At 71.0% G+C, this 13,995-nt stretch carries 11 protein-coding genes; 6 read left to right on the forward strand and 5 right to left on the reverse strand.

The annotated features are described in order from the left end of the window. Nucleotides 1-17: 17 nt before the first annotated feature. Nucleotides 18-845, reverse strand: a complete 828-nt coding sequence (locus DVS28_RS11430; RefSeq protein WP_114591562.1) for an ABC transporter permease — start codon at nt 843-845, stop codon at nt 18-20. Beyond that, the gene (locus tag DVS28_RS29195; protein ID WP_216826563.1) at nt 842-1,870 is read right to left on the reverse strand and encodes an ATP-binding cassette domain-containing protein; all 1,029 of its coding nucleotides are present in this window, start codon (nt 1,868-1,870) and stop codon (nt 842-844) included. The genes DVS28_RS11430 and DVS28_RS29195 overlap by 4 nt, the downstream gene beginning before the upstream one ends. 93 nt (nt 1,871-1,963) lie before the next feature. Between DVS28_RS29195 and DVS28_RS29200 the strand changes: the two genes are divergently transcribed. The 3 genes from DVS28_RS29200 to DVS28_RS11450 are packed head-to-tail and all read left to right on the forward strand — an operon-like array spanning nt 1,964 to nt 4,944. After that, on the forward strand, nt 1,964-2,782 hold the full coding sequence (locus tag DVS28_RS29200) for a hypothetical protein (protein WP_216826564.1): 819 nt from the start codon (nt 1,964-1,966) through the stop codon (nt 2,780-2,782). Between the two features lie 58 nt (nt 2,783-2,840). Next, on the forward strand, nt 2,841-4,277 hold the full coding sequence (locus DVS28_RS11445) for a GuaB1 family IMP dehydrogenase-related protein (RefSeq protein WP_114591565.1): 1,437 nt from the start codon (nt 2,841-2,843) through the stop codon (nt 4,275-4,277). Between the two features lie 4 nt (nt 4,278-4,281). Beyond that, nucleotides 4,282-4,944 (forward strand): DUF6882 domain-containing protein, encoded by a 663-nt coding sequence (locus tag DVS28_RS11450; protein ID WP_114591566.1) that lies wholly within the window; start codon nt 4,282-4,284, stop codon nt 4,942-4,944. Nucleotides 4,945-5,192: 248 nt separating this feature from the next. On the opposite strand, the gene DVS28_RS11455 is transcribed toward DVS28_RS11450, so the two are convergent. After that, nucleotides 5,193-7,169 carry a S9 family peptidase gene (locus DVS28_RS11455; RefSeq protein WP_216826565.1) on the reverse strand — a complete coding sequence of 659 codons (1,977 nt, stop codon included), beginning with the start codon at nt 7,167-7,169 and terminating at the stop codon, nt 5,193-5,195. A gap of 134 nt (nt 7,170-7,303) precedes the next feature. Here DVS28_RS11455 and leuS point away from each other — a divergent pair, with 134 nt between their 5' ends. Both leuS and DVS28_RS11465 read left to right on the forward strand, forming a co-directional pair. Next, nucleotides 7,304-9,955 carry a leucine--tRNA ligase gene (leuS, locus tag DVS28_RS11460; RefSeq protein ID WP_114591567.1) on the forward strand — a complete coding sequence of 884 codons (2,652 nt, stop codon included), beginning with the start codon at nt 7,304-7,306 and terminating at the stop codon, nt 9,953-9,955. A gap of 25 nt (nt 9,956-9,980) precedes the next feature. Next, on the forward strand, nt 9,981-10,769 hold the full coding sequence (locus tag DVS28_RS11465) for an ABC transporter ATP-binding protein (protein WP_114591568.1): 789 nt from the start codon (nt 9,981-9,983) through the stop codon (nt 10,767-10,769). 31 nt (nt 10,770-10,800) lie between these two features. Here DVS28_RS11465 and DVS28_RS11470 read toward each other — a convergent pair whose 3' ends face one another. Further along, the gene (locus DVS28_RS11470; RefSeq protein ID WP_114591569.1) at nt 10,801-11,616 is read right to left on the reverse strand and encodes a sensor histidine kinase; all 816 of its coding nucleotides are present in this window, start codon (nt 11,614-11,616) and stop codon (nt 10,801-10,803) included. Between the two features lie 183 nt (nt 11,617-11,799). Here DVS28_RS11470 and DVS28_RS11475 point away from each other — a divergent pair, with 183 nt between their 5' ends. Next, nucleotides 11,800-13,785 carry a M13 family metallopeptidase gene (locus tag DVS28_RS11475; protein ID WP_114591570.1) on the forward strand — a complete coding sequence of 662 codons (1,986 nt, stop codon included), beginning with the start codon at nt 11,800-11,802 and terminating at the stop codon, nt 13,783-13,785. Here DVS28_RS11475 and DVS28_RS28350 read toward each other — a convergent pair. Beyond that, entirely contained in the window at nt 13,764-13,922 is a 159-nt protein-coding gene (locus DVS28_RS28350; RefSeq protein ID WP_164710408.1) for a hypothetical protein, read from the reverse strand. The genes DVS28_RS11475 and DVS28_RS28350 overlap by 22 nt on opposite strands. Nucleotides 13,923-13,995: the final 73 nt, after the last annotated feature.

Below are 13,995 nucleotides of genomic sequence, written 5' to 3' on the forward strand. Positions count from 1 at the left end.
ACCAGCCCCGGGCGGGGCTACTCCAGGCGTCGGAACCGCGCGACGCTGAGCGGGACGAAGACGCACAGCAACGCGATGCTCCAGCCGAGGGCCAGCAGCAGCGGCTGCAGGACCGGGCCGCTGACCGCCATGCCCCGAGCCGCATCGGCCGTCGCGCTGACCGGTGAGTTGCGCGCGATGAACGCCAACCACTCCACGGTGACGGAGTCCGGAGGCACGAAGACGCTGGAGATGAACGACAACGGGAACGCGGTGACGAACGCTGCGGCCTGGGCCGACTCACCGCCGGGCACCATCAGCGCCACCCAGCCGAACACCCACGACAGGGCGTAGCCGAACACCGCGACCACCAGCAGCGCCCCCAACGCCCCGATGGGGCTCGTGAACCGGAAGCCCACCAGCATGCCGAAGACCGCCATGAGCACGATCACCGCCAGCGAGCGCACCAGGTCGGCGATGGTCCGCCCGATCAGCACTCCGGAACGCGACATGGGCAACGACCTGAACCGGTCGACGACCCCACGCTCGAGGTCCTCGGCCAGGCCGACCGCGGTCTGGGTCATCCGGAAGATCGTGGACTGCACGAAGATGCCGGGCAGCACGAACGCGAGGTAGGTGTCGAACCCCTCCGGGAGGGACCCGCGGACGGCCCCGTCGAAGACGTAGCCGAAGAGCAGCACGAACATGACGGGCTGGATGGTGGAGAACACCAGCAGGCGGGGCAGGCGGGTGAAGTGCTTGAGGTTGCGCTTGCCGATCGTCCAGCCGTCCTGCAGCGCCTTGACGAGGCCGTTGCGCGGACGACGGCGTTCCAGCGAGGTCGCGTCGAGCAGCGTGGAGGTCATCGGGTCGCCTCGTCGTTCAGGGCAGGAGCGTCGGCCGTGGCGGGTTCGGGGGTCGGTGCGGCGGCAGGTCGTTCCGTCAGCTGCAGGAACACCTCGTCGAGGGATGCCCGGCGCAGCCCGAGGTCGTTGACGGCCACACCCGCGGCCTCCAGCGCCCCGGCGACGCGCTGGACGGTCTCGAGCCCGTGGCCGAGCTCCGTGGGAACCTCGAGGTCGGCGTGGGCCGCGTGGACCCCGCGGGCGGCCAGACCGGCACGGGTCAGCGCCGCACACGCCGCATCGACCCGGTGGGGGTCGGCGAGGAGGATCTCGACGGTGACCCCGCCGGCGGCGGCCTTCAGCTCGTCGCCCGTGCCGTCGGCGATGATCCGCCCGTGGTCGATCACCAGGATGCGGTCGGCCAGCTGGTCGGCCTCCTCCAGGTACTGGGTGGTCAACAGCAGCGTGGTACCCGCCGACACCAGCTCGGTGATGACGTCCCACATCTGGTTGCGCGTCCGTGGGTCCAGCCCAGTCGTCGGCTCGTCCAGGAACAGCAGGCTCGGCGGCACGATGAGGCTGGACGCCAGGTCCAGCCGGCGACGCATGCCCCCGGAGTAGGTCGACGCGCGACGGTCGGCGGCCTCGACCAGGTCGAACCTCGTCAGCAGCTCGTCGGCCCGCACCCGGGCCGACCGGCCCGAGAGGCCCAACAGGTCGGCGAACATCACCAGGTTCTCGCGTCCGGTCAGCAGGCCGTCGACGGCGGCGTACTGACCGGTGAGGGAGATCCGGTTGCGCACCTCGTGGGGTTCGGCGACCACGTCGTGGCCGAACACCCGGACCGTGCCGGAGGTCGGGCGCAGCAACGTCGCGAGGATGCGGACGAGGGTCGTCTTGCCGGCGCCGTTGGGGCCCAGCAGCCCCACGACACCACCTGGACGGACCACGAGGTCGACGCCATCCAGCGCGACGGTCTCCCCGAAGGAACGGGTGAGCCCCTCGACCTGGATCGCCGGCTGATCGGATTCGGCGGGTTCGGTCACGGACAGACGGTACCCAACGGACTCGTCGGTGCAGCAACAACGGTGGCCGCTCGTGGGGCAGGATGGCACCCCGACAGGCAGGAGCGACGCTCGGTGGACAGCAGGGCAGACGGCACGGCAGCACGGTCGGTGCTGCGGTACAGCCGGCGGCGGGTGCAACGGATGTTGGGGACGGGAGCGGGTCTCCTGCTCGTCGGGGCGATCCTCGTCGCCGGTGGCAACGGCGGGCTGCGTGACCCCCTCGGGCAGCTGGTCGGCGCGATCGGCGCGATCGTCGGCTACGGGGCGTCGCGCTACTGGTGGTCGCTGCGCGGGCTGTCGGCAGGGGCCGGACTGGAGTGGACCCTCACCCTCACGACCCTGCCCGCGGGTGAGCTCCCGACCGGCACCGCACGGGTCAGGCCCCTGCGGCCGTGGTTGCCCGGCCCGCTGGACAACGCACGACCTCGGGTCGTCGTCGCCGAGCGGTACCCAAACCCGCCGTCGTGGTGGCAGGGACAACGGTTCGGCTTCGGTCCGATGGCCCGCTGGGCACAGGCCGGGGCGAGGGTTGCCGTCCGGTCGGCCCCGGCAGGCGACCGGATCCTCGTCGGCCCGCCCGGACATGCAGGGGTCGTCCTGCGCCGCATCGCCGACCCGCAGCTCCCCGAGGCCCGACGGCGTGACCTGATGATCGGCCGGGCCAACCGGATCAGCCTCACCGGCGCCGTCGGGGTGGCGTTGGTCAGGCTTGTCGAGTCGGTCGGCCTGCCCGATCGGCTGGACGCACTCGACGGTCCCCTGTCCATGGTGGGAACACTGGCGGCGATTGCGCTGGTCATCGGGGTGACCTGGCGGATCGCCCTGATGATCCGTGCGCTGCAGGAGGACCGGGCCGTGGTCGACCCGGTCGCCACGACGCTGGCGCGCTGAGGACCTGCGGAGCGGGCAGCCCCTCGTCTGGCCGTGCGCCGCCGTCTACGGTGGCCGGGTGCGATTCCTCGACGGCCACGTGCCGCCCAACGACCTGACCTACGACGACGTCTTCCTCGTCCCGGGCTCCTCCGACGTGGAGTCCCGCTTCGACGTCGACCTCGCCCCCGGCGACGGCACCCCGTCGACCATCCCGATCGTGGCCGCCAACATGACGGCGGTGTCCGGCCGACGCATGGCCGAGACGCTGGCTCGGCGAGGGGCGATGGCCGTCATCCCCCAGGACATCCCCGTGGATATCGTCGCCGACGTGGTTGCCGGCGTGAAGTCCGCCCACGCCCTGTACGAGACCCCGATCACCCTGGTCGAGACCGACACCGTTGGCGAGGCCCAGAACCTGCTGCACAAGCGGTCGCACGGTGCCGCCGTGGTCCTGGCCGACGACCAGCCCGTCGGGGTGGTCACCGAGGCGGACCTGCACACCGTCGACCGGTTCACCCAGGTGGGCGAGGTGATGTCGACGGAGCTGCTGACCCTGCCGGCCGGCCGGACGCCCAGGGCCTACTTCGACACGCTGCACGCCGCCCATCGTCGGCTGGCGCCCGTCGTCGACGACGACGGCCGGGTCGTGGGACTGGTCACTCGCGAGGGCGCGCTCCGCTCGCACCTGTACCGGCCGGCCCTGGACGCCGACGGCCGGTTGGCGATCGCCGCGGCGGTCGGGATCAACGGCGACGTCGCGACGAAGGCCAAGCAGCTGCTGGAGGCCGGGATCGACACCCTGGTCGTCGACACCGCCCACGGGCACCAGGCCCGGATGCTGCAGGCGCTGCAGGCCGTGCGGGGGCTGGACCCGCAGGTGCCCGTCGTGGCCGGCAACGTCGTCACCGCCGAGGGCACCCGGGACCTCATCGCCGCCGGTGCCGACGTGGTCAAGGTCGGCGTCGGACCCGGTGCGATGTGCACGACCCGGATGATGACTGCGGTGGGCCGACCCCAGCTCTCTGCGGTCCTCGACTGCGCGGCTGCGGCGCGTGAGGCTGGTGGCCACGTGTGGGCCGACGGCGGGATCCGCCATCCCCGTGACGTGGCGCTGGCCCTGGCCGCCGGCGCGTCGCAGGTGATGATCGGGTCGTGGTTCGCCGGGACCCACGAGTCGCCGGGCGACCTGATCGTGGATGCCGAGGACCGTGCGTACAAGCTGTCGTTCGGCATGGCCTCGGCACGGGCGGTGTCGCGTCGCACACGCGACGACGACGCGTTCGAACGGGCCCGCAAGGCCATGTTCGAGGAGGGGATCTCCTCGGGTCGGATGTACCTGGACCCCGACCGCCCCGGGGTCGAGGACCTGCTCGACCACATCACCGCAGGAGTCCGCAGCGCGGCCACCTACGCCGGTGCCCGGTCGCTGGCGGACTTCGCCGACCGTGCCGTCATCGGGTTGCAGTCCCTGGCGGGCTTCACCGAGGGCAAGCCCCTCCAGGCGGGGTGGTGAGCCGATGGCCGACCTGCCCCTGATCCTCGACCTGGCCGCCGAACACGTGCCGGCCACCCTGCTGCGGCAGCAGCGGCTGGCTCGCCTCGTGGGTGACGAGGTCGGCGAGCTCGACCTCGAGGCCGGCCTGGCGCGCTTCGGGTCCGAGATGCAGTTCGCCGCCCAGCTCGTCGGCGCGACCGACGAGGTGGCCGACACGTTCACGTGGGCCTGGGCCGCCCAGGAGGGGTCGTTCGATCGCGGCCTCGTGAGCGGTGTCACCGCGCTGCGCGACTACGGCGTGGCCAACGGCGTGGACGAGCTGTCGGAGGCGGTCTGGTCGGTGCTGGACGTCGATCCGTTCCTGCTGGCTGCCATCGCCCGCGGCTGGACCCAGGCGTCGGCGATGTACCGCTTCCCCTACTTCGAGGGCGCCATGTACGCCCTGCTGGGCGACGTGCCGCTGCCGCCGGTCCAGGCACAGGAGTTCGTCCAGGCGCTGACCACAGGGGTGGCCATGGCGCCGATGGACCACCGGGTCGCCACGGTCGCGTTGTGCCGTGATGCCGGCCTGTCGACCACCGGCCTCGACGAGATCGTCGTCGCCACCATCGGGACGACCGCGGTGACCGTGGCCTTCACCCGCGACGGCCGCATCGACGGCGTCGACATCACCGGCGTCCGCTGAGGACCGCCGAACGACGCCGACCGGAATCCCAGCGGCTCGACCGGCCGGCGTGATGGTCGGGCCGGCCGGCTGACGGTGAATTCCGACGCGATCGGGGCCCTGACCACCCATGGGTGGGTTCAGGCACGATTCGGGCCGGGACCGGGTAGTCGGGCCGGGTGGTCGGCGGCGCGATCGGGGCCCTGACCACCCATGGGTGGGTTCCGGCACGATTCGTGTCGTCCGGTCGACGCCCAGCCAGGGCGCTGTCAGCCATTCGGCCCCGACTGGAACTCCGGCAGGTCGATGTCGTCGGCCGGGTCGAACCCCAGGACGTGCCCGTAGAAGGCCAACCGCGCCTCGAGGGAACGGGTGATGTTGGCGGCCTTGCGGAAGCCGTGCTGCTCGCCCTCGAACAGGATGTAGGCGTGGGGGATGCCCCGTCGCCGCAGCGCGGCGACGATCAGCTCGGCCTGCGCCGGGGGGACGACTGCGTCCTCGTCGCCCTGCAGCACGATCATCGGGGTGGACAGGGACTCGACGTGGGTGATGGGGGAGCGGTCGACGTACACCTGCTCGTCCTCGGGCCAGGGACCGACCATGGAGTCGAGGTAGCGCGACTCGAACTTGTGGGTGTCGGTGGCGAGGGCACGCAGGTCGGCCACGCCGAAGAGGCTGCCGCCGGCGGCGAACGTGTCGGTGGTGCACAGGGCCAGCAGCGTCGTGTAGCCACCCGCGCTGCCGCCCTCGATGATCAGGCGGTCCGGGTCGGCGAGTCCCTGCGCGACCAGGTGGCGGGTTGCGGCGATGGTGTCGGCAACGTCGTGGATGCCCCAGCTGCCGCGCAGCGCATCCCGGTAGGCCCGGCCGTAGCCGACCGAGCCGCGGTAGTTGACGTCGACCACCGCGAAGCCGCGTGAGGTCCAGTACTGCGCGGTGCCGTTGACGGTCGTCCGTGCGGCGCTGGTCGGCCCGCCGTGGGTCAGCACCACCAGCGGCGGTCGTTCGTCGTCGGGACCGACATGGGTGACGCTGGTCGGCGGGTAGTACAGCCCGTGGGCCACGGCATCGTCGGCGGTCGGGAAGGTCATGTGCTCGGGCACGGCGCCGATCTCGGCGGCCGCGTCCTCGCGAGTGGCGCTCAGGCGGGTGGCCCGTCCCGTGGTCGGATCGACCCGCAGGACACCGGTCGGCAAGGCGGGGCCGCCAGCGATCATCGCCAGGTCCGACCCCACGGTCGCCAACGAGCCGACGAGACCGACCCCGTCGATCTCCAGGGCGACCCCGCCGCCCGCGCCGTCGAGTCGTCGGGCATGGGCGTAGCCGTCGGACAGCGTCTGGACGTGGACCGCACCGTCGACGACGGCAAGCTGGCCGATGCCGTGCACCCAGCGAGGTGCCCCGCTGTCGACCGCTTCGTCCTGCAGGCGCTGCGTGCTCCCGTTGGCCCAGGCGAAGACGTTCCACCAGCCGTCCGGGTCGTCACTGAACAGCAGCCGATCGCCGTCCCACAGCGCATCAGCCACGGCGCTGCCGTCCCCACCGGCGACGTGTCGAGCCTCGCCGAGGGAGGGCGACTCGCCGAGGCGCAGGTCCGCGACCCACAGGGCCGCGCTGTCCCACGGCATGTCCGGGTGGTCCCACTGCAGCCAGGCCATCCGCGTGCCGTCGGCGTCGACGAACGGCCCGCCGACGAAGTCCGGGCCGGTGACCAGGACGGTGCACTCGCCCGACGCGAGGTCGACGTGCACGATCTCGTTGACCGCCTCCTCCGTCCCGTGGACGTTGACGTTGCCCCGGGGCCGGTCGGGACCGTGCGTCTCGCGGATCGCCACGAACCCCTCGCCACCCGGGAGGACCGTCATCTGGGCCCAGCGGATACCCGCAGCGGTCGACGGTTCGGGGGTCACCGGGGTCGCGGCCCCGTCGACGATGCGGTGGACGCGCTGGTCGTCCCAGCTGCAGGCCAGCACCACGCCGTGGCCGGCGCCGAGCGCCCCGCCGCCGTACTCGCCGACCCTCGTGCGGGCGTTGAACCCGACGGGGGAGAGGACCTCGGGACCGTCCGCCCCCGCACGGACGACGGCGACGCGCCCGCCGTCGGTCGGGTCGCTCTGCAGCCACAGGACGTCGGCACCGTCCACGACGAGGTCGTTGTAGCCGACGGACGCCGCTGCCAGGTCGGCAGCGGACAGCGGGGACGGCCAGGTGCCGTACGGGGCGACGATGCGGTCGGGGTCGGACACGGTCGGGTTCCTCCTCGGTCGAGACAGCCGCGACCCTAGTCGGCGTCCCGACCGGCGTCGACGGTGGTGCGCGGCCGGTCGGGCCGCCCGGCCACCTCGCCCGTCGGGTGACTCGCCGCGTACCCTCGGGCACGATGAGCAGCGACACCAACGGCGCCCCGCGCAGCCACGCCTACGACCCCGCCACCATCGAGCCCCGGTGGCAGGCGTACTGGGCCGAGCACGAGACCTTCAAGGCGGTCGAGGACCCCTCCCGCGAGAAGTTCTACGCCCTCGGCATGTTCCCGTACCCCTCGGGGTCTGGGCTGCACGTCGGCCACCCCGAGAGCTACACCGCCGTCGACCTCGTCGCCCGCTACAAGCGGATGAAGGGCTTCAGCGTCCTCAACCCCATGGGCTTCGACAGCTTCGGCCTGCCCGCCGAGCGTGCCGCCCAGCGCGACGGCATCCACCCGGCCGTCATCACCGACGAGCGCATCGAGTACTTCCGCACCCAGCTGCGTCGCCTCGGGTTCGCCTACGACTGGTCGCGGGAGGTCGTCTCCTCCCACGCCGACTACTACCGCTGGACGCAGTACATCTTCCTGAAGCTCTACGAGAAGGGGCTGGCCTACCTCGACGAGGTGCCGGTGTGGTGGTGCGAGGCACAGGGCACCGTGCTGTCCAACGAGGAGGTCGTGGACAACCGGTACGTCGAGACCGGTGACCCGGTCGTCCGGCGGAACATGAAGCAGTGGATGCTGCGGATCACCGAGTACGCCCAGGAGCTGCTGGACGACCTCGACCAGCCGCTGCCCGACGGGCAGGAGCTGGACTGGCCCGAAGGCGTCCTGGAGATGCAGCGCCAGTGGATCGGTCGGTCCGAGGGCGCGGAGGTCACCTTCGTCATCGATGGGACCGACGAGGACTTCGTCGTCTATACCACCCGTCCCGACACGCTGTTCGGGGCCACCTACTGCGTCCTGGCGCCCGAGCACCCGCTGGTGGCGAGGATCACCACCGACGCGCAGCGCGCCGAGGTCGAGGCGTACGTGGAGAAGGCCATCTCCCGTTCCGAGCTGGACCGGCAGATGGGCGACGCCAAGGACAAGACGGGTGTCGACACCGGCGCTCGGGCCACCAACCCGGTCAACGGCGAGGCCGTGCCGATCTGGGTCGCCGACTACGTCCTGTCCAGCTACGGCACTGGCGCCATCATGGCCGTGCCCGCTCACGACGAGCGCGACCACGCCTTCGCGCGCAAGTTCGACCTGCCGATCGTCCCGACCTACACGCTGCCCGACGGCCACGACATCCAGGCCGAGGCCTACGTCGCCAGCGCCGGTGAGACGGTGATCAACTCCGGCGAGTTCGACGGCATGGCGCTGGAGGACTGCAAGGCCGCCCTGATCGACTGGCTCGAGGCAGAGGGGAAGGGCGAGCGGAAGGTCAACTTCAAGCTGCGTGACTGGCTGTTCAGCCGTCAGCGCTACTGGGGCGAGCCGTTCCCGATCCTCCACATCCTCGACGACGAGGGGAACCCGACCGGCGAGATCGTCCCGGTCCCCGTGGAGGACCTGCCCGTCGAGCTGCCGCACGTCGACGAGTACAAGCCGACCGCCACCGGCGAGCCGCCGCTGGCCCGTGCGACCGACTGGCTGTACACCACCGCTCCCGACGGCCGTCCGGCGATGCGCGAGACCAACACGATGCCGCAGTGGGCGGGGTCGTGCTGGTACTACCTGCGCTACACCGATGCCGACAACACCGAGCTGCCGTTCAGCCAGGAGAACGTTCGCTACTGGGGCGACGTCGACCTCTACATCGGTGGGGTCGAGCATGCCGTCCTGCACCTGCTGTACGCCCGCTTCTGGCACAAGGTCCTGTTCGACATCGGCCTGGTGCCGACCCGTGAGCCGTTCACCCGGTTGGCCAACCAGGGGATGATCCTGGCCAACAGCTATCGGCGGACGACCGGCAAGTACGTCCACCCCGACGACGTCGAGCAGCGGCCCGGCCAGACGGTCACCATGACGAGCGCCCACACCCAGGAGGAGGTCCGGACCGACTGGTTCGTCACCGGCACCGACACCCCCGTGGAGCAGAAGTCGGGGAAGATGGGCAAGAGCCTGAACAACTCCGTGGACCCGCTGGAGATCATCGAGCGGTTCGGTGCCGACACCCTGCGGCTGTACGAGATGTTCATGGGGCCGCTGGACCAGACGAAGGTCTGGAACACCTCCGGCTGCGAGGGCATCCACCGCTTCCTGTCGCGCACCTGGCGGCTGTTCGTCGACACCTCCGACGCCGAGACCGCCGGTCAGCTGCGTCCGATGCCCGAGGAGACCCCCCGCGAGGCCCGCAAGGCCCTGCACACCGCCATCAAGGAGGCGACGACGGGCATCGAGGAGCTGAAGGTCAACACCCCCATCGCCAAGATGATGGAGCTGGTCAACACCTGCAGCGGCAAGCCGATGGCGAAGGCCGACATGGAGGCGTTCGCGCTGATCCTCTCGCCCTACGCCCCGCACCTGGCCGAAGAGCTGTGGTCACTGATGGGCCACGACGAGTCGCTCGCCAACGAGCCGTGGCCCGAGTGGGACGAGTCGGCCCTGGTGGAGGACACCATCACCATCGCCGTGCAGGTCCAGGGCAAGCTGCGCGGCACCGTCGAGGTTCCCAACGGCGCCGACAAGGACACGGTCCTGGCCGCCGCCAGGGCCGAGGTGGCCGCACAGCTGGACGGCAAGGTGATCCGCAAGGAGATCGTCGTCCCGGGCCGCCTCGTCAACTTCGTGGTGGGCTAGGACCGGAGCCGCACCGGGGATCGACATGGACACCGCGATCGAGCTCCAGGCCGTCGGCATGACCCGCCAGCGGCAGGTCGTGCTGCACGACGTCGACTGGCGCGTCGAGGACGGTGAGCGGTGGGTGCTGCTCGGCCCGAACGGGGCCGGCAAGTCCAGCATCCTCAAGGTCGCCGCGACCTACGACCACGCCTCGACCGGCACCATCAGGGTGCTGGGTGAGACCCTGGGTCGGACGCTGGTGCAGGACCTGCGCCTGCGGCTCGGCTACACCGCGTCGTCGCTCGAACGCCTCATGGACCAGCGCATGTCCGTGCGTGAGGCCGTCGCCAGCGGATTCGACGCCAAGCTGGTGCGGTTCGGATCGACCCACGACGAGGAGCGGTGGGCGGCTGTCGATGCGTCACTGGCCCGCGTCGGACTGGCCGCGATCGCCGATCGCCGGCTCGCCCTGCTGAGCGAGGGCGAACGCCGCCGGGTGCAGATCGCCAGGGCGACCCTGACCGGGCCCGAGCTGCTGCTCCTCGACGAGCCGACCGCTGGGCTGGACATCGCCGGCCGGGAACAGCTGCTGGGCCTGCTCGAGGACATCGCCGCTGACCCGGCGGTTCGTGCGGTCGCGCTCGTCACCCATCACGTGGAGGAGATCCCTCGTGGGTTCACCCACGTCGCCCTCGTCGCGGACGGGACGATCGTCGAGGCCGGGCCGATCGAGGAGGTCCTCACCTCCGCGGCGCTGTCCCGTGCGTTTGACCATCCACTCGAGGTGCGGCACCAGGACGGTCGCTTCGCCGCACGCGGCCTGCAGACCTGACCGAACCCATTCGGGACCGCGACCCGAGCGGTCAATCCGTCTCGGTTGGAACCGGAAGCCGCAGCAGGAACGCCGCCCCGCCGGTGGGTGAAGGCGATTCGTCCAGCCACAGGGCGCCGCCCACCGCCTCGACCAGCCGCCGGCACAACGCCAGGCCCACACCCATGCCGGTGCCGCGCTCCTTGTCGAGGCCGCGCTGGAAGATGGTGAAGACCCGATCGCGGTCGGCCTCGTCGATGCCGACCCCGTTGTCGCTGACCCGCAGCGTCACCTCCCGGGGTGTGCGGTCGATGACGTCCACCTGGACCTCGACCGACGGAACGTCGGCATGGCGGGCTGCGTTCTCGGCCAGGTTGTCCAGCAGTCGATGGGCATCGACGGCCGTCATGGCGATCGGTCCGACGGCGTTCCCGACCAGCCGAGCGTGGGGGTGCCGTGCCTCCAACTCGCGGGCGACCTGCTCGACGATCGGGTCGAGGTCGGTGGCTGCGGAGTGCCCGGCGACCGTCCCTGCGGCGAGGACCTCCACCAGGCCGTCGATGAGCTCGATGGTGTAGTCGGTGGAGGCGACCATGCGCTCCAGCACCTCTGTCAGCAGCGGCTCCTCGATCTGCCTCGCCGACAGCAGCTTGGCGAACCCGCTGATGGTCGACAACGGGTTCTTGATGTCGTGGGTCGCCGACGCCGCTACGGCACGGAGTGTCGCGTGCTCCTGCTGGGCGGCCTCGAGGATGCGAGCCGACCGTGCGATCGCCCGTTCGGCAACCTGCTCGGCCTCCTCACGGGCCTGTCGCTCCCGCTCGACGACCCGCCGGAGCCGCGCGATTTCGTCGTCCCGAGCGCTCACGAGCGGCGCCTGCGCATGGCGGTGCCACGCTGCCCGCGACTGTCCGGCCTCCCGTTCACCTCTCCATCATGCGTCATCGCCAAGCCACCCGTCTCGTGGCGAGGCGAGCGGCCGGCTGCCCGGGCGGCACGGAGATGACAGCATGGCGGTTCCCGCCCGTTTCGACGAAGGCCCCACCTGCCCATGAGCGTTGCCCGCGACTTCGACACCATCGACGACCTCGACCTGGACCCGGCGGTACGTCCGCAGGACGACCTGTTCGGCCACGTGAACGGCAACTGGGTCGAGCGCACCGAGATCCCCGACGACCGCGCCACCCACGGGTCCTTCGCCATCCTCAACGACATGTCGGAGGAGCAGGTCCGCACGATCATCACCGACGCCGCCGAGGGACGGATCACGGGCGAGGAGGCGACCAAGATCGGTGACCTCTACGCGAGCTTCGTCGACGAGGAGACCGTCGAGGCGCTGGGCGTGACGCCGCTGCAGTCGACCTGGGCGCGCATCGCTGACGTGGCCGACACCGACGGACTCGTCGCCCTGATGGGCCAGCTGGCACGTGAGGGCGTCGGCGGGGTCGTCTCGTTGTCCCCCTGGATCGACCGCGGCAACCCCGAGCGGTACCTGCTGCACCTGGCCCAGAGCGGCCTCGGGCTGCCCGACGAGTCCTACTACCGGCTCGACGAGCACGCCGAGATCCGCAGCGCCTACGTCGGCCACGTCGAACGGATGATGGCCCTGGCCACAGACCACGGCCTGGCACCCATCGGGGACGGGGACCCCGCCGCGGTTGCCAACGACGTCATGGCGCTGGAGACCCGCCTGGCTGCCGCCCACTGGGACCGCACCGCCACCCGCGATGCGGCGAAGACCTACAACCTGGTCGACGCCGACGGACTGGCCGGTTTGCTGCCGACCGCGCCGACGTGGCTGACCGCCATGGGCCTGGCCGAGTCGCAGTGGGCCGAGGTCGTCGTCGGACAACCCGACGTGCTCGAGGCCGTGTCGACGGCGCTGGACGAGGTCGACCTCGTCGTGTGGCAGCGATGGCTGGCGTGGCGGGTCCTGCGCAGCACCGCCTCCTACCTCTCCTCACCCTTCGTCGACGAGCGCTTCGACTTCACGGGCCGGATCCTCACCGGTGCCAAGGAGCTCAAGGAGCGCTGGAAGCGGGGCGTGGCCACCGTGCAGGGCGTCATGGGCGAGGCCGTCGGCAAGCTCTACGTCGAGCGCCACTACCCGCCGGAGGCCGAGGCGCAGATGGCCGAGCTGGTCGACAACCTGCTGAAGGCCTACGAGGCACGCATCTCCACGCTCGACTGGATGGCCGAGGAGACCCGGAAGGAGGCCCTCGCCAAGCTCGCGACGTTCCGTCCGAAGATCGGTCGCCCCGTCAAGTGGCGTGATTACGGTGACCTGGTGATCGACCCGAAGGACCTGGTCGGCAACCTGCGACGGGCGGCAGCGTCGACCTTCGACTGGGAGGTCGGCAAGGTCGATCGTCCGGTGGATCGTGACGAGTGGTTCATGACGCCGCAGACGGTCAACGCCTACTACAACCCGGCGATGAACGAGATCGTCTTCCCCGCCGCGATCCTGCAGCCGCCGTTCTTCGACCCGACGACCGACCCGGCCTACAACTACGGCGCCATCGGGGCCGTCATCGGCCACGAGATCGGCCACGGATTCGACGATCAGGGATCCCGCTACGACGGCTCGGGGACGCTGCGCGACTGGTGGACCGAGGGCGACCGCGAACGATTCGACGAGCGGGCGCAGGCGCTGAAGGACCAGTACTCGGCCTTCTCGCCACGCGACCTGGGTGAGGAACACACCGTCAACGGCGAGCTGACGGTGGGGGAGAACATCGGCGACCTCGGTGGCGTCGCCGTGGCCCACCACGCCTACCGGCTTTTCCTCGGTGGCCAGGAGGCGCCGGTCGTGGACGGGCTCACCGGCGACCAGCGGTTCTTCGTCGGCTGGGCGCGCGTGTGGCGTGTCGCGAGCCGGACGGAGGAGGCGATCCGTCGGCTGACGGTCGACCCGCACTCACCGCCGGAGTTCCGCGTGAACGTCGTGCGGAACATCGACGCGTTCCACGAGGCGTTCGGCACCACGTCCGAGGACGGGCTGTGGCTCGAGCCGGATCAGCGCGTCGCGATCTGGTAGCGCCCGACGTCGGTGGTCGCCGCTGATTCGGCGGCCACCGGGGCAGTGGGGGCGTCGGTGGCCACGGCCGCCCCACCGAAGACGCTCAGCAACAACATGCCGAGGACGACGGCGACGGTGATGGTGCGAGCGGTCATGGGTGCACTCCCGGAGGTGGAGGGTTCTGCTGCACCCAACGAAACGACCTCCACCGCGTGACGGTTGAGGCCA

Source organism: Euzebya pacifica, from assembly GCF_003344865.1.
GTDB classification, from domain to species: domain Bacteria; phylum Actinomycetota; class Nitriliruptoria; order Euzebyales; family Euzebyaceae; genus Euzebya; species Euzebya pacifica.

Coding starts and splice junctions, on each gene's coding strand:
- DVS28_RS11430 (WP_114591562.1), bottom strand. CDS start 845: ATGACCTCCACGCTGCTCGACGCGACCTCGCTGGAACGCCGTCGTCCG.
- DVS28_RS11450 (WP_114591566.1), top strand. CDS start 4,282: ATGGCCGACCTGCCCCTGATCCTCGACCTGGCCGCCGAACACGTGCCG.
- leuS (WP_114591567.1), top strand. CDS start 7,304: ATGAGCAGCGACACCAACGGCGCCCCGCGCAGCCACGCCTACGACCCC.
- DVS28_RS11465 (WP_114591568.1), top strand. CDS start 9,981: ATGGACACCGCGATCGAGCTCCAGGCCGTCGGCATGACCCGCCAGCGG.
- DVS28_RS11475 (WP_114591570.1), top strand. CDS start 11,800: ATGAGCGTTGCCCGCGACTTCGACACCATCGACGACCTCGACCTGGAC.
- DVS28_RS28350 (WP_164710408.1), bottom strand. CDS start 13,922: ATGACCGCTCGCACCATCACCGTCGCCGTCGTCCTCGGCATGTTGTTG.